Source organism: Shimia sp. CNT1-13L.2 (assembly GCF_024331145.1).
Taxonomy (GTDB): Bacteria; Pseudomonadota; Alphaproteobacteria; order Rhodobacterales; family Rhodobacteraceae; genus Shimia.
The window spans coordinates 168,235-188,333 of record NZ_JANDJO010000004.1; the positions used below are offsets into that span (position 1 = coordinate 168,235).

General features: G+C 60.8%; 18 protein-coding genes. 12 read left to right on the forward strand and 6 right to left on the reverse strand.

What is annotated here, in order from left to right:
- Positions 1-3 precede the first annotated feature (3 nt).
- From NNA36_RS10620 to NNA36_RS10645, 6 genes are read left to right on the forward strand one after another with little or no spacing between them, the layout of a single operon-like run.
- On the forward strand, positions 4-630 hold the full coding sequence (locus tag NNA36_RS10620; protein ID WP_255106998.1) for a DUF4833 domain-containing protein: 627 nt from the start codon (positions 4-6) through the stop codon (positions 628-630).
- Positions 630-1,742: an inositol-3-phosphate synthase gene (locus NNA36_RS10625; RefSeq protein ID WP_255106999.1), complete on the forward strand. Its 1,113-nt coding sequence runs from the start codon at positions 630-632 to the stop codon at positions 1,740-1,742. The genes NNA36_RS10620 and NNA36_RS10625 overlap by 1 nt, the downstream gene beginning before the upstream one ends.
- Positions 1,743-1,746: 4 nt before the next feature.
- Positions 1,747-2,541: an SDR family oxidoreductase gene (locus tag NNA36_RS10630; protein WP_255107000.1), complete on the forward strand. Its 795-nt coding sequence runs from the start codon at positions 1,747-1,749 to the stop codon at positions 2,539-2,541.
- Complete coding sequence (locus tag NNA36_RS10635; RefSeq protein WP_255107001.1) at positions 2,538-3,407, forward strand: phosphatidate cytidylyltransferase; 870 nt, start codon at positions 2,538-2,540, stop codon at positions 3,405-3,407. Before NNA36_RS10630 ends, NNA36_RS10635 begins: the two co-directional genes overlap by 4 nt.
- Positions 3,408-3,447: 40 nt before the next feature.
- Positions 3,448-4,557, forward strand: coding sequence for an LptF/LptG family permease (locus tag NNA36_RS10640; RefSeq protein ID WP_255107002.1), 1,110 nt, complete (start codon positions 3,448-3,450; stop codon positions 4,555-4,557).
- A gap of 35 nt (positions 4,558-4,592) precedes the next feature.
- Positions 4,593-5,672, forward strand: coding sequence for an LptF/LptG family permease (locus NNA36_RS10645; RefSeq protein WP_255107003.1), 1,080 nt, complete (start codon positions 4,593-4,595; stop codon positions 5,670-5,672).
- On the opposite strand, the gene NNA36_RS10650 is transcribed toward NNA36_RS10645, so the two are convergent.
- On the reverse strand, positions 5,655-6,401 hold the full coding sequence (locus NNA36_RS10650; RefSeq protein ID WP_255107004.1) for a phosphocholine cytidylyltransferase family protein: 747 nt from the start codon (positions 6,399-6,401) through the stop codon (positions 5,655-5,657). The two genes, NNA36_RS10645 and NNA36_RS10650, sit on opposite strands and share 18 nt — an antisense overlap.
- A 91-nt stretch (positions 6,402-6,492) precedes the next feature.
- Between NNA36_RS10650 and NNA36_RS10655 the strand changes: the two genes are divergently transcribed.
- The 3 genes from NNA36_RS10655 to NNA36_RS10665 are packed head-to-tail and all read left to right on the forward strand — an operon-like array spanning position 6,493 to position 9,847.
- Positions 6,493-7,635 carry a glycosyltransferase family 4 protein gene (locus tag NNA36_RS10655; RefSeq protein ID WP_255107005.1) on the forward strand — a complete coding sequence of 381 codons (1,143 nt, stop codon included), beginning with the start codon at positions 6,493-6,495 and terminating at the stop codon, positions 7,633-7,635.
- Between the two features lie 52 nt (positions 7,636-7,687).
- Entirely contained in the window at positions 7,688-9,220 is a 1,533-nt protein-coding gene (locus NNA36_RS10660; RefSeq protein ID WP_255107006.1) for an FGGY-family carbohydrate kinase, read from the forward strand.
- Between the two features lie 9 nt (positions 9,221-9,229).
- The gene (locus NNA36_RS10665) at positions 9,230-9,847 is read left to right on the forward strand and encodes a CDP-alcohol phosphatidyltransferase family protein (protein WP_255107007.1); all 618 of its coding nucleotides are present in this window, start codon (positions 9,230-9,232) and stop codon (positions 9,845-9,847) included.
- On the opposite strand, the gene NNA36_RS10670 is transcribed toward NNA36_RS10665, so the two are convergent.
- Genes NNA36_RS10670 through NNA36_RS10680 form a run of 3 tightly spaced genes read right to left on the reverse strand, consistent with a single transcriptional unit; the run spans position 9,832 to position 13,286 of the window.
- Positions 9,832-10,566: a hypothetical protein gene (locus tag NNA36_RS10670; RefSeq protein ID WP_255107008.1), complete on the reverse strand. Its 735-nt coding sequence runs from the start codon at positions 10,564-10,566 to the stop codon at positions 9,832-9,834. The two genes, NNA36_RS10665 and NNA36_RS10670, sit on opposite strands and share 16 nt — an antisense overlap.
- The gene (locus tag NNA36_RS10675; RefSeq protein ID WP_255107009.1) at positions 10,563-12,263 is read right to left on the reverse strand and encodes a cyclic peptide export ABC transporter; all 1,701 of its coding nucleotides are present in this window, start codon (positions 12,261-12,263) and stop codon (positions 10,563-10,565) included. Before NNA36_RS10675 ends, NNA36_RS10670 begins: the two co-directional genes overlap by 4 nt.
- A gap of 33 nt (positions 12,264-12,296) precedes the next feature.
- The gene (locus NNA36_RS10680) at positions 12,297-13,286 is read right to left on the reverse strand and encodes a hypothetical protein (protein WP_255107010.1); all 990 of its coding nucleotides are present in this window, start codon (positions 13,284-13,286) and stop codon (positions 12,297-12,299) included.
- A 121-nt stretch (positions 13,287-13,407) separates the two neighbouring features.
- Between NNA36_RS10680 and NNA36_RS10685 the strand changes: the two genes are divergently transcribed.
- Together NNA36_RS10685 and NNA36_RS10690 are read left to right on the forward strand one after the other, a co-directional pair.
- Positions 13,408-15,069 carry a hypothetical protein gene (locus NNA36_RS10685; RefSeq protein ID WP_255107011.1) on the forward strand — a complete coding sequence of 554 codons (1,662 nt, stop codon included), beginning with the start codon at positions 13,408-13,410 and terminating at the stop codon, positions 15,067-15,069.
- 124 nt (positions 15,070-15,193) lie between these two features.
- Positions 15,194-16,750: a trimethylamine methyltransferase family protein gene (locus NNA36_RS10690; protein ID WP_255107012.1), complete on the forward strand. Its 1,557-nt coding sequence runs from the start codon at positions 15,194-15,196 to the stop codon at positions 16,748-16,750.
- A 33-nt stretch (positions 16,751-16,783) separates the two neighbouring features.
- Here NNA36_RS10690 and NNA36_RS10695 read toward each other — a convergent pair whose 3' ends face one another.
- Entirely contained in the window at positions 16,784-17,674 is an 891-nt protein-coding gene (locus NNA36_RS10695; protein ID WP_255107013.1) for a LysR family transcriptional regulator, read from the reverse strand.
- 151 nt (positions 17,675-17,825) lie between these two features.
- On the opposite strand from NNA36_RS10695, the gene NNA36_RS10700 reads away from it, so the two are divergent.
- The gene (locus tag NNA36_RS10700) at positions 17,826-18,836 is read left to right on the forward strand and encodes an isopenicillin N synthase family oxygenase (RefSeq protein WP_255107014.1); all 1,011 of its coding nucleotides are present in this window, start codon (positions 17,826-17,828) and stop codon (positions 18,834-18,836) included.
- A 155-nt stretch (positions 18,837-18,991) separates the two neighbouring features.
- On the opposite strand, the gene NNA36_RS10705 is transcribed toward NNA36_RS10700, so the two are convergent.
- A complete protein-coding gene (locus NNA36_RS10705; RefSeq protein WP_255107015.1) occupies positions 18,992-19,957 on the reverse strand; it encodes a bifunctional helix-turn-helix transcriptional regulator/GNAT family N-acetyltransferase in 966 nt (321 codons plus the stop codon).
- Positions 19,958-20,099 lie beyond the last annotated feature (142 nt).

Sequence of the window (20,099 nt, forward strand, 5' to 3'; positions counted from 1 at the left end):
TGAATGACATCGCGCCAGTCCCTTACACGCCGCACCGCGCTTGGCTTGATGTCCGGTGCCACGATCGCGGGGTTCGGCGCGACCCAAGGGCACGCGGGACCGAAACTGAGCGTGGTCGAGTCGATCCCGAGCAAGCGGCTGCCGAAAGTGCGGCGGACTTGGCCGATGCCCAAGGATCGCGGGCAGGTTTTCTTTATCCAGAGGTCAATGAACCCCAATACCGTGGTCTATGCCGCGCGATATGACGGCGCCGGGAATCTGGGGCGTCGGCCCCTGACGGCCTATTGGCGCAGGTATGCCGAAGAAGGGCAAAAGCGCGACCTTTTTGTTTACGAGCGTGTCTTTGCGTATGGCATTTCGGCCCGCAGGAAACGTGAGGCCGGGCGATGGTCGGCACGTTTTGCCGCTTTGCCCGACCTGCCTGCCGAACTCAGGCAAAACGGACCGAATGACGCGGCCCTCTGGAGCCGGATCGAGGGGCGGGACTACCGCCTGATTTACGGCTTTCTCGATCTCGACGAAAGCGGGATGATCCCGAAAGTTGAGCGCCTGCGCCTTGTGACCCATGACAAGGATGCGGGGCAATTTGTAACCCATATGATTTCCGTATCCGGCGGAGAAATTCACTGATGAACACGACGACCAAGACCTCCATCCGCACCGCAATTGTAGGTGTCGGCAACTGTGCCAGCTCGCTGATCCAGGGGGTAAGTTATTGCCGCGCCAAGGGCGATGCCGCCATCGGGGTGAGCTTTCCGAACCTGGGCGGTTACACGCCTGCCGATGTCGAGCTGGTTGCCGGATTCGATGTGGACAAACGCAAGGTCGGCAAGACGCTGGGCGAAGCGGCCTTTGCCGCCCCCAACTGTACCGAACAGTTCCATACCGAGGTCTCGGATCAACAGGCGCTGGTCTATCGCGCGCCGGATCTGGATGGCGTCGCGGCGCATATGCTGTCCAAGCCCGAAGACCGGAGTTTCCGCCTGTCGGATGCACCTGAGATGGCACGGGACGAGATCATCGACCTGCTGCGAGAGAAAGGTGTCGAGGTTCTGATCATCTTCCTGCCGGTGGGATCACAGAAGGCGGTGGAGTTTTGGGCCGGTTGCGCGCTTGAAGCGGGCGTGTCGATCGTGAACGGCATCCCGGTATTCATCGTCTCCAACCCGGTCTGGGCCGAGAAGTTCACCAAGGCGGGCATTCCCTGCGTCGGCGACGATTTCAAGGCGCAGCTTGGCGCTACCATCGTGCACCGGACGCTTGCCAACCTTGCCGAGATGCGCGGTGTTCAGATCGACCGCACCTATCAGCTGAACGTGGGTGGCAATACCGATTTTCTGAACATGACGGAACATGATCGTCTGGCCAGCAAGCGCGAAAGCAAGACCGAAGCGGTTCAGGCGGTGATGGAAGAACGGCTGCCGACGGATGACATCCGCATTGGCCCGTCGGACTATGTGCCGTGGTTGAATGACCGCAAGGTGGCCTATGTGCGTCTTGAAGGGCGTCTGTTTGGCGGCGCACGGACCAACATCGAACTCCGTCTGGATGTCGAGGACAGCCCGAATGCAGCAGCCGAGGCGCTGACGGCGATCCGGTGTGCGCGTATTGCGCGGGATCGTGGCATGGCCGGGCCGGTGGCCGCGGCAAGCGCCTTCCTGTTCAAACATCCGCCGGAGCAGATCGAAGACACCGACGCGCATGACGCGCTTTTGGCCTTTGCCAACGGCGACGAGGGATAAGACCGTGCGCGCCGCCTTCGTGACTGGGGGTTCCAGCGGAATTGGTCTGGCGGCGGCAAAGCTCTTGGCGAAACGCGGGCACGTGGTGGTCATGTTTGCCAGGGATGCGGGCAAGCTGACACAGGCGGCTAATGGTGTGCGGGCCGAAACGCCGGGGGCCGAGGTGCATGTCTTTTCGGTGGATGTGAGTGACAAAAGCGCTCTTGCGGCGGTGGTTGAGGCCGCGATTGCCAAGGTGGGTGCCCCCGAAATTGCCATTGCCAGCGCGGGGATTGCCGAACCGGGATTGTTCCGCGAGCAGTCGCTTGAAGCGCACGAAACGCAGATGGCCGTGAACTATTTCGGCACGTTGTATTTCCTGCACGCTTTGCGGGGGCCGATGGCGGCGGCTGGCGGCGGCAAGGTCGGGGTGATCGCCTCTGGGGCCGCGTTCTTTGGCATCTATGGCTATGGGGCCTATGCGCCGTCGAAATTCGCCCTTCGCGGCCTTGCCGAGGTGCTTCGGCTTGAGCTGGAAGAGGACGGGATTGGCCTGACCCTCAGCTATCCGCCAGATACGGATACGCCACAGTTGGTGGCAGAAAAACGGACCAAGCCGATGGCCACGCAGAAGATCACCGAAGGCGGTGGCCTCTGGAGCGCCGAGGCGGTGGCCGCGTCGCTGCTGGATGGCATGGATGCGGGGCGTTTCGTGGATGCTCCCGGGGCGCAGATGAAGGCGCTGAACCGTTTGACCAGCCTGATTGCGCCGCTGCTGCGGTGGCATCAAGCGCGTATCATTCGCAAGGTGAACCGGTGAGCGTTGTTCAGATTGCCTATGCCGCCGGGGTCTTGCTTGCCATTGGCGCCACGACCATCGCGATCTTGATGATGGTGCCAGCCGGCCGGAAGGTTGCCAGCGACCTTGTCGGCGCATTTGGGAGCCTTGCGATCACCGCAGCCGTGTTGATTGGCGTGTTTCTGGCCGGTCCATGGGCGCTGATGGTGTTCTTTTTGTTGCTGGCCGGGCGCGTGACGTTTGAGGCGGCGCAGGTGCGCCTTGGAAACGGTTACGTTTTTGGCAGCGTGGCTGTGTTGCTGACGCTGGGCTCGGTTCTGCACGAAGCGGTGGCCCCGACGCTGATCGCGCTTTGGTTTCTTGTCGCAGGGCGGCTGCTGGCGGTTCCGTGGGCGGACAACAGCAAATGGCGCGCCGTGATCGAGGTGCTTTTGTTTCCCGCGCTTCCCGTTGCCATCCTTGCCCAGGGGGTACTGCGTCCTGAACTGACGGCGCTGATGCTGGCGATCTATGTCCTGATTGAAACCTTCGACAGCTACGCGCTTGTGGTGGGCAAGGTCTTTGGCAGGACCAAGGCCTTTCCCGTTCTGAGCCCGCGCAAGACGGTTGAGGGGCTATTGGGCGGCACGGTCTGCCTCGTGATAACGGCCGCAGGCGTTGCCTCTCTTGTTGGGGAACCGGTTGGTCTAGCCTGCGGTATCGCGGTGGCGGTGGGTGTGCTTGGCCTTGCCGGAGATCTTGGTGCGTCGCGGCTCAAGCGGATTGGGGGCGTTAAGGATTATCCCGTTGTTCTGAAACGGCAGGGCGGGGCCTTCGACATTTTCGACAGCTGGATCGCCGCCGGTGCGGGGGTGACGGCTGGAGCAATGCTTTGGTCGATGCTGTGAAAGGGTTGCAAGCAATGGCAGGGAAACGGACAATCACCCCATGATCCGACCCGGCCCCGTTTTTCGCATCCTCGCCGTGCCGACCGTTGCACGGCTTGCCTTGCTCGTGGGGTTGGTGGTCGCCGTATTCTTGGCCGAGAGTTTCACCACGCTGATGGAAGGGGCCATCCGGCATGGCGGCGGCAGCCTGCATGTGCTGACACTGCTCGGCTATAAGGCACCTGAGATCATTGATCTTGCCCTGGCCCTTGGCATGCTGATCGCCCTTTATTTTGCCCTGAGCGATGCGCGGCGGCGGGGAGAGCTTGTCATTCTGGCCACTAGCGGCGTGAGCTGGGCGCGCATTCTCTGGTTCGCGATCTGGATGGGCGCGATTGGCGCCATGCTGTCGGTACTGGTGTCCGGCTATCTTGTGCCTGCTGCCCGATTTGGCGAGCGGATCACGCAGGCGGAGTTGCGAAAGGACTATATCCTGGCGCAGGTTCTGGAGGCCGGGCCGCGCAATACGCTGCAAACGATCGAGGACATCACCTTTATTGCGACCCCGCCTGCAAGCACCGAACAGGAGCGCGGCAAGCTTTTTGCCTTTCAGGCGCATCCGAGCGGATCGTGGCGCGTCGGGCAATCGCACGACTGGACCGTGACCGGGCCGGACGGCGAAGGCAGCTACCGGCTGCAAATGAACCAAACAACGGCCTATGAAGGCCTGCCAGCAGACGCCCGCCCCCTGCCAATCAGCGTCTTTCGCGCCCGGAATGCGGGGTTCGATTTCGAGATGCAGAAAATCGTTTCCGAGGTCAGCAAGGTTCGACAGACCTGGGAGCGGCCGCTGGTGCTGGGCGAGGTGCCTCTCAAACGCCTTGCCGAAGTGCTGTCGCGCGCAATCCTTGTCCCAACGGCGGCGCTTCTTGCGGTGGCTGCCGTGCTTGCGGCGGGGCGCGGCCTGATGCGGTTTGCCAGCCTGCCTCTCGCGGCGGTTCTGCTGCTGTTTTATGACGTTCTGGGCCGGACTCTTGTTCTGGATACGGTCGGCAGCCTGCCGTTCGTGGGGTTGGTGGCGTTGACGATGCTCGCCTATCTTGGACCACCGCTTGCCTATGTGCTGATGCGCGGTGAAGCGATCATGATCCCGGTCAGAGGTGACGCATGAGATGGCGCGGCGGAGTGGCCCGGCGCATGATTGTCATGACGCATCTGCAGGCGATTGCCTTCGTGATGTTTGTTCTGCTGACCGTTGCCATTGCCATTGACCTGACCGAGACGCTTGACGAGGTGCGGGCGCATGTTGCGGAAACAGGACAGGCGCTGCCCTTGGTATTGGCGCAATACCTGAGCTACCGGGCGGCTGATATCGTGACGCGCCTCTTGCCGATGGCCTGTCTTGCCGGGGCCTTTGTGGCGGAGCTTTTGCGTCATCAGCGCATGGAGAATGTCATCCTTGCCGCGGCAGGTGCCGGTCCGGGCATGTTCCTTGCCTCGATGTTGTGGGTTGGGGGCATCGTGGGCGGCGCACAGGTGGCGCTGGAAGGCTGGCTGCGCCCTGCGGCGGTGTTTGCCCAGACCGACCTTGGCATCGGATCTTATGCCCACCGGTTTCGTCGGGGGGAAAGTGGACCGCGCTGGTTTCTTGACGGCAATCGCGCAATCCGGGCGCGGGTTCTGAGGGACACAAACCCGGAACTGCGCGAGGTGATGGTTTTCGAAGGCGTTGATGAACCTGCGCTGCGCAGCATCACGCAGGCGGACCGTGCCATTCCCGGAGCGACCGATCAGGAATGGATTTTGGAGAACGTGGTGGTCTGGTCCCCTTCGGGTGGGCAGGTGCTGTTTCCCGTACGCCATGACCGGCTGGTGCTGCAATTCCCGCTGCGGCAGGCGCATCTTGAGTATCACGATATCTGGAGCTTCTACCTGCCCAATGCGGCGCTTCGACAGATCGCCACCCTCGAAGGCACACCCAAAACGGCAGACGGGCAAACCGCGGTCGCACGGCGATATCTAGCGCTGTTTCTGCCCGGGGTCTTTGCCCTTCTGGGCGCCAGCCTTGCCCAGGCCGCACGCAGTGGCCGGTTGATCGCATGGTGGCGCCTGTTGGCGTTGGGGACGCTGGGGTATGTCACGCTGGTGTCGGTCAAGGCGTTCTGGTCTCTGGGCGAAATCGGCACGATGGCCCCCTTGCCGGCCACCACGGCGCCGTTGGTGTTCGCCCTGATCCTTGTGATGATCCTTCAGATCCGGATGAACGGGCTACCCGGCCGTCGCTAACTGGGTGTCGCGCTCCTGAATCCGCGGCCAGATGGTGCCGATCGCACGCGAGAGCATTTCCTCGGTGTCCACCTCGCTCCACGCCAGATCAGGGATCAGGGTGCAGGCGATATCGCGGGTCTGCGCCAACCGGATCACCGAGTCCTCGTAATCGGCCTTGGCGTCTTCAGCGAGAACCGCGCGTGCGGCGGTTTTCAGGCGCTCGGTGTCTTCGGCGTCAAACCTGCTGAGACCGGTCAGTTCGCCGAAATGGGCGCGAGGCTGGGCGTCGATCTTCTTGGACATGGTGTCGAAAATGGTTTCGTCACGGGTCCAGATGTAAACCTCGTCCCCTGATCCGGTCACGCCGGACACAAGGATTGTCGATGGCCCGTCAAGAACGGGCGCAAGCGCGGCGGTTTCGTAGATCAGATCGGATTCCAGAAGCACGAAAGGCCCCGAGAGATCTTCGAGACCGGTCATCATGGACCGAAGGCTGCCAGTGGTCGCGAAGTCAGGATTGTGCACCAGTTCGACCCCCGGCATGGTGCCGAAGATATCCTCGTATTGGTCCGCCAGATGCCCGGTCACGATGCGCACGCGCGAAACGCCTTTGGCTTGCAGGAGATTGACGGATCGCGCCACGAGCGGGGTGTCGTTGATTTTCAACAGGCCCTTGGGCGTAAGGGTGCCACGTGGCCCCATGCGGATGCCGCGCCCGGCCGCAACAATCAAGGCAGTATCTGTCATCGTATTACAAGATCCTGAAATGGCTCGAATTTGAGGGTGAGCCTATGGTAGGGAAGAAGCGTTCGCAAGTTTCAAGGGGCCGGTTGCCACCATGAAGATCGTGCAGGTTAGCCCCTATGCAATGGACCGCCCGGGCGGTGTGCAAAGCCATGTTCGTGACCTGAGCAACTGGCTGGAGCGGCAGGGCCACGACGTTCAGATCATTGCGCCTCCGGGCAAGGGGGGCGCGCCGGATGTGATGACCCTTGGCAGGGTGCGCGAAATCTCGATGCACGGCACGCATTTCGAACTAAGCCGCGCCAGCAAGAGCGAGATCGAAGGCGCGTCGATGGCGCTTTTCGACTGGGGGGCGGATGTGGTTCACCTGCATACGCCGTGGACCCCGATGCTCGGCTGGCAGGTTTGGAAGGCACTGGAGCTGCCAACCGTCGCCACCTTCCACGCGACCCTGCCGGAAGGGGGCGGGTTTGACCCGATGACATGGTTCCTGGGCCGCGCTGCCAAATACTTTGACGAGCGCCTCGAAGGTATCGTCGTGCCCTCGCGGGCGCCCCAGGCGCAATGGGAAGCGCGCGGGCATGATCCGGTTCCCAAAATTCTGGCGCCCGCGATTGATCTTTCAGAGTGGCGGGATGTCCGGCAGGGGCCGAGGCATTCCGAAGACGGGCCGCACGTGATCTATCTGGGGCGGCTGGAAGAGCGAAAAGGTGTGCATGTTCTGGTGGAAGCCTGGAAAGAGGTGTCCCGACGCCTGCCGGCTGCGCGCCTGACCATTGCAGGCAAGGGCAGCATGGAGGGCGCATTGCGCGACGCGGCGCAGGGCATGCGTTCGATCCGCTTTCTTCCGCCCCCCGACAACGAGGCGGCCCGTGCGCTGGTTGCGCGCGCCGATTTCTTTGCCGCACCAGCAACGGGCGGCGAAAGCTTTGGCCTTGTTCTGATCGAGGCGATGGCAGCGGGCACCATACCGATTGCGGCAGAGAACGAGGGATACGCCACCGTTCTGGCCAATGGCGGCGAGACGCTGCTGGTGCCGCCGGGTGATCCTGTGGCCCTGGCGGACCGCATTGTCCTGCTTGCCTCGGACCAGCAGAAGGCGCTGGATTTGCGCACATGGGCAATGGCGCGGGCCGAAACCTTTGACGTGGCGCAGGTCGGGCCGCGTTACGTCGCACTTTATCAGGCCGCGGTGGACAAGCACGGCGCATCCGTGCCAGCGTGCGACGAAACATGACAAGCAATTGACGCGCGGCGAAAACCGGCGCGAAGAGGGATAGACAACAGGTATGGGCGATCTCGTGATCTCGGCCGATTTCGGCACGTCCGGTGTCAAGGTGGGCGTCGTGGACGAAAGCCTGACCCTGCTTGCACGGACGACCGAGACCTATCCCATGCATCTTGCCCCCGGCGGGATCGCCGAGCAGGCGCCGGATGACCTTTGGCAGGGTTTCGTGCGTGCGGTGCGTCGCCTTGCCGAAGAATTGCCGGACCTGCAAACCCGCGTGAACGTGATCGTGTTTTCAAGCCAGCTTTGCGGTGTGATCTGTGCCGACGAAAGTGGCGCGGCGCTGCGGCCCTGTTTGACATGGTTGGACAAAAGGGCGGCAGAGACGGGCCAGTCGCTGGTGGGCGGGTTTCCGACTGTCGCTGGGTACGGCGCGTTCAAGCTCGCCCGCTGGCTCAGGATCGCGAATGGTGCGCCGGCCAAGAACGGCATGGACCCGACGGCCAAGATCCTGTGGGTCATGCAGAACGAAGCCGATGTTTTTGCCCGCACTCGGTGGCTGCTGGATGTGAAAGACTGGCTGATCCATCGCGCCACGGGCGTGTTCACCACGAGTTCGGAAAGCGCCAACCTGACGTGGTTGATGGATACGCGCAAAGGGCGTGAAGGGTGGTCTGAAACCCTGTCGCGCATGACCGGCATCGGGTTGGACAAGATGCCGGAGATCGTGGATGGCGAAGCGGTTGTGGACCGCCTGTCCGCGAGGGCCGCGGATGAACTTGGGTTGCGGGCGGACACCGTCGTCCTTGGGGGCACATCGGATGTGACCGCGGCAGCGTTGGGATCAGGCGAGGTGGAAGACGGGGCGCTGCATGTCTCGGCGGCGACCAGCCTCTGGATTGCCGGTTTCATGCCGGGACGCGTGTTGAACGTGGCAAGTTCCTACGCCACGATTTCATCCAGCCTTAGCTATCGGCCACTGCTTGTCGCCTCGCAGGAGAATGCGGGATCGGCGATGGAGTGGGCGGTCCGGATGAGTGGCGGCAAAACCGAAGGCGAGGCGCTGGCGGGGGCATTCGACGACATGGGCACACCGCAAGCGGATGATCCCTATTTCCTGCCGTGGCTTGCCGGTGAACGTGTTCCGGTGGACAACGAAGCCGTAAGAGGCGCGTTTCACGGGCTTGCCCTGCACCATGATGCCCGCGCCATCCGTCGCGCGGCGGTCGAAGGTGTCGCGCTGAATCTGCGGTGGGCCTATGACAAGGTCAGCCGTGAACGGGGTGTTCTGACGAACCGCCCCTTGCGTATGGTGGGCGGCGTGGCGGCAAATGCCGCATTCGCACAGACGGTTGCAGACGCACTGGATCGCGAGGTTCATGTGGGTGGCGCACGTCATGCGGGTGTTCTGGGCGCGGCGACCCTTGCGGCCAGCTACCAGGGATGGGCGCAGAACGCGTTTGAGGCGGCCGCGCGTCTGCGGCACCAGACCACGGCGACCTATACCCCCAATCCGCAGCGTGTGGATGCGCTTGCCCACCGCAATGCGCGGCTTGAAAAAATCCGCCGCCACGTGGTGCGCAGCTACCAGTAGGAGAGCGATATGATCGACGGGCTTATCAAATCCAAGATCGACCCGATGTGGGAGGCCATGTCGACACCGCTTGTCCGCGCCAAGTGGACACCCAATCAGGTGACCTTTGCGGGGCTGGTGCTGATCATTCTGGTCTCGGCAGCCTACCTCTGGCACGGCAACCCGTGGATCTATGGGCTGACGCTGGCGGTGGCTTTTGCCTTTGATGCGCTGGACGGAGCGGTGGCGCGCCGGCGGGACATGCGCAGCAAGGCAGGTGGGTATTTCGATGCCATGGTGGACCGCTATCAGGAACTTGCCGTTCTGGGCGCATTGGCGTGGATGCACGACCTTTGGGCGCTGGCGCTGCTGGCCTTTTCGGGCAGCGTTATCACCAGCTATGCCAAGGCGCGCACTGCCATCGAAATCCCGATCAGCAACGAGGATTGGCCGGACTTTTTCGAACGGCTTGAGCGGGTGATCTTTCTCTGTGTGATGCTGGTGATCGCGGGCGTGTTTCGCACCCACGCAGACCTGATCGTGATGGGCGGACTTGCCATATTCGCGCTATTGTCACACGCAACGGCGCTTCAACGGGCGCGGCGTGCCACGGCCATGTTGCGAAACGAGGATCAGGCGCGCAAGTAGCGCCAGATCGCCCGTCCCATATCGAAGTGGTAGGACAGGACGTAGCCAAGGAATGACGAGAGCAGCATGGGCTCTGTCACGGTATAGGCCGCGTAAAGTGGCACGCTGATCGGGCCGAGATCGTATCCCTTGATCACGAATAGAAAGAGATAGGCCACACCAAGGCAGACCGGCACCCAGATATAGACGCGCCGCAGGTTTCCGCCCCTTTTGTCCATGAAGCTGCGCCCCTCTTCCAGGGCACCGTGGCGGCGCGAAAGGAACTCCCCGAAGACGACGACGAAGGCCTGTGAGAAGAAGAAAAGGTAAGAGCCAACCATGTGCATTTCATGGTGATCCGGAAAGCGGTAGTGGCTTAGCAAGACCATACCGACGCTGGCCATTGCCTGAAGCAGAACCACAATCAGGGAGAGCCAGAAGATGCCCCGATCCGTGGGACCGGTGCGCGCCTGTTCGCGCCATGCGCCGTAGACCAGTGCAGAGACACCAAAAAAAAGGATCGGAGCGCAGATCGCCATCCAGATGGCAAAGGGCTCACCCACCTGCGGGGCAGAGAGTGCGCGGCTGATGGTGGCCGGTTGCTCCGAGACATACTCGGGGTGCAGAACGGCGAACACGATGCGGGCGCGGTAGATCAGGATGTTGACCACGACAATGACGAACCCCGTGCAGAGGATCGACAGCGCCAGAAGGCGCACGGTGAGGCGCGAGGGGATCACCCCGACACCTGTGTCGCGTGATGGTCCTGTCGCTGGTCCTGCACAACCCTGCCCGCTTCCATGCGGATCAGGCGATCGCATTTGTGGAACTGGTGTTCATCATGTGTAATCGCGATGACCAACTGACCCGAAGCCGCGAGTTCTGGCACAAGAACGTCGTAGAAAAACGCCCGGTTGGCCGGGTCCTGATCGGCGGCAAATTCATCCAGAACGATGATGGGGCGTTGTTCGGCCAGGGCAAGCGAGAGGGCCAGACGGCGTTTTTGGCCGGCGGACAGGGACAGCGACGAAAAGCGATCCTCGTGCATGTTGACGCGGTCAGACAGGTTCAGATCGGCGATGCGGCGCTCCATACGCTCGATTTCCTCAGAGCTGAGGCCATAGGCGCGTGGGAACAGGTAGAAACCGCTGAAGACCGACGAGAACAGCTCGCGGTAGGTATGGCGGCTTTGATCGTCCAGCGGCGCGCCATCAAGGTAGATTTCCCCCTGATCCGGGCGTCGCAGACCGGTGATGATGTCGAGCAGGGTGGTCTTGCCCGAGCCATTGCCACCACAGATGAAGATTGTTTCGCCGGGTGAGAAGGTAAGATCAACCGGGCCGAGGTGAAAGGTTTCCGCATCTTCGCGGCCGGGTTCGGACACGCTGGCAGAGATATTTTCGAGCCGGACTTCCCTGAAGGATGTCGGGGCGGGCTGATCACTGTCGATGGAAGCTGACTGCGCATGTGTCAGGGCCTCTTCCACCTCGTGAATCCGGTTGAAGGAGTTTTCGGCGCTGGCAAGGATCGGCAGGGCGCCGAAGAAATATTCAATCGGTCCGTTGGTCAGGAAAATGATCGTCAGAACCTGGAACATCAGGGCCACGCTGCCGCCGGGCAGAACCGGCAGGAGGATGACGACGAAACACAACAAAAGGATCACCGCGGTCTGCCCAAGGGCGGTGGAGGCCGCGAACATGCGTTCGGCATCAATTGTATGGCGGCTGGTGTCCTCGATGATCTCGAGCGTCTCGCTTTCAAGCGCGGCGCGGCGGCTTTGGCGCAGACGCAGTTCTTTCCAGCCGGACAGCAGGTCGCGGACACGATCCCAATAGGCGGCGCGATCCTGCGATGCGCGATGCAGTCTGGTGCGGGCGGGCCGGTCGAAGAACTGGTAGCCCAGCGCGCCGATGACCATCGCCCCAACCGTGGCCATGCCGGTTTCCCAGCTGATCCAGAACAGGTAGGGCACCGCGAACAGGATGATGACCGTGGCCTCGACCGCGCCGATCACGGTGTTGATTGCGCCGGAGAGGTTGTCGACCTCGTGGGTGATCGCCTGATGCACCCGACCGTGTGGGCTGGACAACAGGAAATCAATATCGGCGCGGGTCAGGGTCTTGGTCAGACGGATGCGGGTCTTTTTGCGGATGCGTTCGATCAGGACATGGGTCCGCATTTTGAGGACATATCCGAAGGCCAGCATCAGCACCGCCGAAACCCCGATCCAGACTGCGGACCAACCCACGCCCTGTTCCGCGGTCTTGGCTGTTTCGTTGATCGAAAACATCAGACCAGCGCGGCTGAGGCTGCTGAAAATCACCAGAAAGACAATCGGATCGCGCATGATACCGCTGGTGACCAATAGGTAGCGCACCACCGGGGCCTTTTCGGCAAACATCCTGCCAATACCCTGCTTTTTGGATGAAGTAGTCACGAAAATTCCTTGCCCATCGACCTTGGGAGAACGCTAAACGGTTTCTTGTGAGGACGCCAGATTGTGTCCGCCGACGCGCCAGCGATCTGCATAATGGCGGATGGCAATCGTATTGTTGCGGGTTTCCGGCCCGCCTTCCCCGGCGTTGATCCGGCCCAGCGAGGTTTCCTTGAAATGCTTGAAGTCCTGCCACGGCAGATAGCTGAGGCCGTTGTTTGGCACCACGAGGCAGGGCGCGTTGCACAGGGCCGAGGTGCGCACGTCATCGGCAAGAAACGCGGCACGCGGGGTTTCCGAGAAATCGGTCATTTCTTCCAAGTCGAAGAAACGGGGGCGCACCAGATAGGCGAAGACACCCAGAAGGACATCAACCACTTCGGGTTGACGCAGGCGATGCCCCCGCAGGGGCGCGGGCGCGCGTTTCAGCAGGTTGTCCATGACCCGCGTTGGGCCATCGGTCAGGTCACCGGGCACGATCCAGCCCGCGTTGGTCAGGGCGGCATCCGGCAAGCGGGAGGCGTGTTTCTCGACCTCTTCAAGCGTGTCGCGTGGATATATGCGGTCGTCGTCAACCACGAGGATCGGCTGGTCCGGGTTGTCAGAGGATAGCAAGGTTGGGATCAGCTTGGTCGCGGGCCCCCAGTCGCGACCACAACGGTGGATATCAACGCCTTGCAGGGCACTCAGATGGGGCGGCACCTCATAGGCGCAATCTTCGCGCAGGGAATGATCGGGGATGTTCACAACGATCTTTTTCGGCGGGCGCGACTGGGCCAGAAGGCCTTTCAGCGCATAGTCGATGCGCGAAATGCGGCTTGGGATCGTTGTCAGGCTGATGATCGTGTCGGATTTCGCAGGGGAAGCGGCCCACTCTGCATCGAGTTGCGCCAGTGACTTTCGCGACAGACGCCATTCGTGCAGAACGTCTCGAAAAAACCTTTCCCCTTCGAACAGGAACAGCAGCCGCCAGGCAAGGTAAACCGCCGCGATCAATAGGATAGCTGTCCAGATAACCCAACTCATCCCTGTCCCCCAGTTGCGCCCTTCCCGTGTAACAGGTGGCAGGCGCAGCGCAAACTGTCTCCTTTGGCGCAGGGTGGTAAAATGGTGCACAAGGGGGTTTAGTGGTCGGGAATTCCATTTCATGACTCGGATTGCGATGACCAAGCCTCTTCCACTTTTCGTGACCGCTGCTGATGCGCGTTATTGGCGGTGCCTGCATCAACTGCTGCGTGCGGCTCAGCGCAAGGGCTGGACCGAACAGGCGGAGTGGGCGGCCTATGATCTTGGCATGGAAGCGGAACAGAGGGCGCGGCTTGAGCGCGATTTTCCCTGGGTGCGATGGGAGACGTTTTCTTACGAGGGTCTGCCGGAACAATACGTCCCCTCGGCCGGGAGCTATGCCTGGAAAGCGCATCTTTTCTGGCCGGAGGTGGAACGCGCATCCGGCCCCGTGATCTGGATGGACAGCGCCAACCTGCCACTGGCGTCGCCGAGCGAGATGCTGGATCACATCGATCAACATGGGATCTACTTATTGCATGGACAGGCCCCTTTGCAGGAACGCTGTGATCCGCGGGTGCTGGATGCTTTGGATGTCCCGCGCTGGACTTGGGGCACGCGCGAGTGTGTGACGGGCCTTGTGGGCGTGGATGCCGCCAACCCGGTGATGCGCGATTTCATGCGGCGCTGGTGTGAGTTGTCGGCCGACCCAGAGATCATCCGCCCAAAGGAGCGGATCGAGCGACACATGAACGATCAGGCGGTTCTGAATGCAATCATGGCCGAAGCAACCTGCAAGGGTGACGTCGTGCTCCCGCAGAAGGATGTCGACATCAGTTCGGGGCGCCCTGCGCGTTTTCTTTCGACGCGCAACAAGGTGCGGCCCAGTTTTCCAATCTGGGCAGACTGGTTTTCCCGCGCCTATTATCGCGTGAACAAGGTGCTGGATCAGTTTCTGCATCGGCTGGATGATTTCCACCTCGATCACAACCCGTTCTGGCGGATGTACAAGGAGTATTTCGGGGTGCACTACAAGGCGGCGGACGGGTCGGTGACCGACATGCCCTGCCCCTTTGGCCACTACTATGCCGATCCTTTCCTGATCGAACAGAATGGCGAGACATGGGCGTTCTTTGAAGACCTGAACTATTTCAAGGATCGCGCCACCATCGCGGCGATGCGTCTGGACGCAGGGCCATCAAAGGCCGTTCAGGTGCTTGATCCGGGGTGTCATGCCTCGTTCCCGTTCCTGTTCCGCCATGATGGCCAGCTGTGGATGCTGCCGGAAACCTGCAAGAACGGCACGTTGGAGCTGTGGCGGTGCATCGGGTTTCCAGATCGCTGGGAGAAGGTGCGCAATGTGTTTGAAGGCGTCAACTGCGCAGACAGCGTGATGCTTGAACACGATGGGCGCTGGTGGCTGATCACCTCCATGGAATCGCCGATGGCAGGCGGCATGTACCGCTATCTTGCGATCTTCCACAGCGATGATCCGGTGACGGGGGATTGGCAGGCGCATCCGGTCAATAGCCAGGGTCTGGAAGTCACATCACGCTGCGGTACGGGGCGCAACGCGGGTGGCGTCCTGCGCAGTAAGGGGCGGCTCCTCAGGGCCGTTCAGTCCAGTCGGGACTATTATGGTCAGGGCATGCAGTTTCGCGAAATCACCACTTTGACACCCGAAGCGTTCGAGGAACGTGTTGTCCCGACACCTGACGACCTGCGCATGGCGGATCAGGAGGGCGTGCATCACCTGTCACGACTCGGGACGCTGACAATCTGGGACAAGCGCACACGGCACTAAACCAACCCGCCCATCGCATTCGCAATGGGCACATGCAGTGTCGGTTTTCGCAAACAGATTTCGGAATCATGCAGGTGTGGGGCCGTTTGTCTCTTTTACCGTAAGGGTCAAAGGAGACATCGCAATGAACATGGAAACCCCTCGCACCCGTTCCCGCTCGGGCGGTCGCAGCGCCCGCCGCGCGGCACGTACGGCACCCGATTTCGCAATGCTGCCCGGCCTGACCCGCAACATTCCCGTTTGCGAGGTCATGGACGGTAGCCAGGTTGAACGCATCCATAATGCGTCGATGGACATTCTCGAAAACGTGGGCGTCCACTTCCGCGATCCGATTGCCTTGGAAGACTGGAAGCGCATTGGCGCCAAGGTGGTCGACGAAACCGTCTATCTTGACCGTGCGCTGGTGATGGACCTGATTTCGACGATCCCATCGGACTTTACCTACCACGCGCGCAACCCGGCCAAGAACGTGCGCCTTGGAGGCAAACATTCGATCTTTGTGCCGATGACCGGTGCGCCGTTCCTGCGTGACCTCGATGACGTGCGTCGCAACCCGACGCTCGACGATCTCGCCATGTTCCACAAGCTGGCGCATATGTCCCCTGCGCTACATTCGTCAGCGCACCACATCGTCGAACCCTACGACCACCCGATTTCGCAACGGCACCTGCGCATCACCTATTCGTCGATGAAGTACTCGGACAAGACCTTCATGGGCATGACTACCTCGCCCAAGAACGCCGAGGATGTCATGGACATGTGCGCAATCCTGTTCGGCGAGGATTTCCTTGAGGAAAACCCGGTGACCACGGGCAACTGTAACGGCAACTCGCCGCTGGTGTGGGATGAGACGATGCTGGGGGCGATGCGGGCCTTCTGCAAACGCAACCAGCCGGTTCTGTGTTCACCCTTCGTGCTGGGTGGTGCCAACACGCCGGCATCTGTGGCAGCCTCCGTGGCGCAGCTGAATGCCGAGGCGCTTTCCGCCCTGGCCTATACGCAGGTGATCCGCCGCGGGGCGCCGGCGATCTATGGTCACTACCTGTCGACCGTGAGCATGAAGTCGGGCGCACCGATGGCAGGCACCCCCGAGATCAGCCTGATGAACTTTATGATCGGCCAGATGGCGCGATTCTATGACGTACCGTGGCGGACTTCGAACACCCTTGGCGGGGCCAAGACCTTTGATGCGCAGGCAGGGTACGAGAGTGCGACCACGCTGTCGTCGGTCATTCACGCGGGCGCCAACTATATCTGGCACTCGGCCGGTTGGAACGAGGCGGGTATGCACTGTTCGGTTGCCAAGTTCGTGGTGGATGCCGAGCAATGCGCGATGGCCTATCGCATGGCGGAAGGCCCGAAATGGGATGACTTTGACACCGCCGTGGGCGCCGTGCCTGATGTTGGTCCGGGCGGTCACTATCTTGGCCACCCGCACACGCAGGAAAACTTCCAGACCGCATTCTTCATGCCGGAATTGTTCGACAACAACTCGATCGAGCAATGGGTGGCCGAAGGTAGTGTCGAGATCACCGAGCGCGCCTTGAACCACGCCCGCAAGCTGCTCAACGACTATGAAGAGCCGAAGCTGGACGAAGCCAAGAACGAAGCGCTTCTGGATTACATCGCGCGCCGCGAACGTGAAATCCCGGCAGCGGACGAGTTGAACCAGAGCTACTAAGCACATTGAGGGGCCACATCGGCCCCTCTTTTCCTAGGCGCCTTCGGCGGCGCAAACGAGCCAATCCCGCAGTAACAGAGCCTGTTTCGAGGCCCCCGTGGCGGCGCGAATATAGAACTCGCGCGGTGCCGGTGCTTCGAGATCCATCAAGGGCACCAAGGCCCCGCTTTCCAGCATCGGCCGGGTTTCCTCGCGCCATCCCAGCACAACACCGATCCCGTCCTGTGCCGCCTGAAGCGCGATGATGTAGTTGTTGAGATGCAAAAGATCGCCGAGCGGGCCTTCATAGCCGACCTCGCGGAACCAGACCGGCCATGTTGTATAGACGTCCTCTGGTGAGTGCAGGTGAATGAGCGGCAGTTTCGCCAGCTCCTCAACCGAGGTAACGGGATGCTCGGCTGCGAACGCGGGACTGGCAAGAGGCACCATCACATCGCGGAACAGAAGCCGACAGTCGCCCGCATCTTCGGACATGTGACCATAGCGGATTTCAAGATCGGCGCGCGCGCCCTCGGGTTCAACATCGCTCAGTTCCTGAGTGACCCGGACGTTTGGAAACTCGCGCCAGAACCGCGCGAGCCGCGGAGTGAGCCAGAGGTAAGATAGGGCGGTTGTTGATGCGATGCGCACGCCCCGGTGCTCGGCCTGGTGGCGCAGCGCGGCTATCGCCTCGCCAATCTGGGAGAACCCCCGTTCAAGCGCGGCGTAGAGCATGGCCCCCTCGGGGTTCAGTTCCACCCCGCGCCGGTGCCTTTCGAACAGAACAAGGCCCAGCTCGGTTTCCAACCCCTTGATCTGATGGCTGACGGCGGCCGGGGTCACGTTCAACTCTCCCGCGGCACGTTTGAAACTGCGATGACGCGCGGCAGCCTCGAAGGCGTCCAGCGCGCTTAGCGGGGGCAGATCATAGTAGGTACGGGCCATTACCTTCTCTAACTTGGATGTTTGCGCTTTCACCAAAGCACAAGGGACAGGATCACTCCATAGATGAATCCATCTAAACTCAGATGAATTTTTTCAGAATTGTCGGGCCGAACGCGCGAGGGCAGGTTCCCGCCACACACAGGAGACCGCAATGACCCAATCCCCTCTCGCCCTGCTGGATGACACCCTGCGCGCCACACGCGTGTCGTTTGACCAGATCCCCGTTATCGACGTAGCGCCACTTTTGGATGGCAGCGACAAACAGAAAGTCGCCAAGGAAATCCGCTGGGCGCTGTCCAATGTCGGCTTCATGTACGTCAAGAACCATGGTGTGGCCCGCGACGTTGTCGAGGGCGCGTTTGACCAGACCCGCCAGTTCTTTGACCTGCCGCTTGAACAGAAGATGGACCTGCACGTGAGCAAGTCCGGCACCGCACTACGGGGCTATATCGAGATGTTCGGCGAGAACACCGACCCGACCCGCACCAAGGATCTGAAAGAGTGTTTCGATCTTGGTCCAGAGACGCCGGGAGATGCCACACCGTTTTTCGGGGCAAACCAATGGCCGTCTGAAGCGGTACTGCCGGATTTTGCCAAGGTGATCTATGGCTACCATCAGGACATGCGGGCCCTGTCGACCAAACTGCTGCGCGGCATTGCGCTCTCTCTGGATCTCGACGAAGACTTCTTTGCGCCGAAGATGACCAACCCGATCTCGATCCAGCGCCTTCTTCACTACCCGCCGCAGACCGGCAAGATCGACGAAAGCGTGATGGGCATCGGCGCGCACACCGACTATGGCAACCTCACCATTCTTGCCCAGGACAACGTTGGCGGGCTGCAAGTGATGAACCGCGACGGGGATTGGGTGATGGGTCCGCCGATCGAGGACACCTTTGTCATCAACATCGGCGACCTTGTGCAGAAGCTGACCAACGACCGCTATATCGCCAACCTGCATCGCGTGGTGAACACGTCGGGGCGCGAGCGCTACTCGATTCCGTTCTTCATCGACGCCGACTATGACGCCGAGTTTGCGCCGCTGCCGTCCTGTGTGACGGCGGACAATCCGGCACGCTATGAGCCGGTGACCTGCGGTCAACACAAGTTCGCCCGCTTTGTCGACAGCTTCCCGCATCTGGCTGCGGAACAGGGCAAATGAAAGAAAGGGGCGGTTTCTAGCCGCCCTTTGCATCAAAGGGTGAGCGCGGCAGGTGGGGCCACGTTCAAAAGCAACGCCTGGGGAAATCTTCGGGCATCCTCCTCCGCAAAGAGGGGCGGCGGTGCACACGGAGCTGCCTTTCAAATAGAGATGGGTTACTTCCGTTTTCGTTCGAATTCTTGTTCGACGACTTCCGTACCCCACTGCTTGCCCCGTTCTTCATGGACTAGTTCAAATCCATACTTTTCATAAAGGTGGCGCGCGGCATCGAGTCCTTTGAACGTCCAGAGACGGGTTCGATCGAAAGCTGCCGTATCAACAAATGACGTGGCCTTTTCGAGAAGCAGTTTTCCTACTCCCATACCTTGGGATTCGGGACTGACAATGAACCACCTGAGATGGCTGACCCCATCCTCAAGGTCCTCTCCATCAAGCGACACCGAGCCCAGCAGTGTTTCGCCAATGTAAGCGGAGAATGTCGTGTTCACGGAGCTTTCTATACGCCCCATGAATTCTGACATTTCAGCCGCAACTTTTCTCTCAAAGATGGCACCAAAACCAAAATTGCTCGCGTAGTACGAGGCGTGCAGACCAACGACGGACGCAATCACACCGGGGTAATAACCCTGGCGAAACTCTATCGCACTCGAGTCAAAGACCCGGCTTTTTTCTCCTCGCAACGCCTTGGCGAAAAGCGTCAAACCTGTTTCGACCTTCGTGAGATCATCCTTCGCAAGATGTTCAAAGGCCGACCTGATTTGTCGGCGCCCGAAGTCTTCAAGCGACTTCAAAAGAGCTTTACCTTCCTTCGTGAGACCTATTTCCCGAGATCGGCGGTCGGCGGGGTTTGTCTTTGCCTCGATCAATCCGTCGTCAGCGAGTCTTTGGACAAGACGACTGACCGATGACTTCTCTAGCTGCAGTAAGTAGCTCAGGTCACTTGCATTTGTGACGGTGCCGTAACCCAACTCTATGATCGTATGCACGGCTGACGGAGACAGCGCTGTCCCAGCTAGCCCTTTCTGCATGAACCCAAGCTCGCGGACGATGTCGCGTGAAGCTGCGCGCAGCTTATCGATACGCTGTATGGAAACGAGTTCACTCATAGTTGTATAGTACAACTAATTTTCCTCCCGTCTACCTACAACCGACATTCGCTTCGATGCTGCGACACGTCTGGGTGGACTCAAAGCGACCATTGTCCTTCGAGCCTTCGGGGCTCTCAAATTCACCACGTCTTGCAAGGGGCTAGCGCTTACAAAC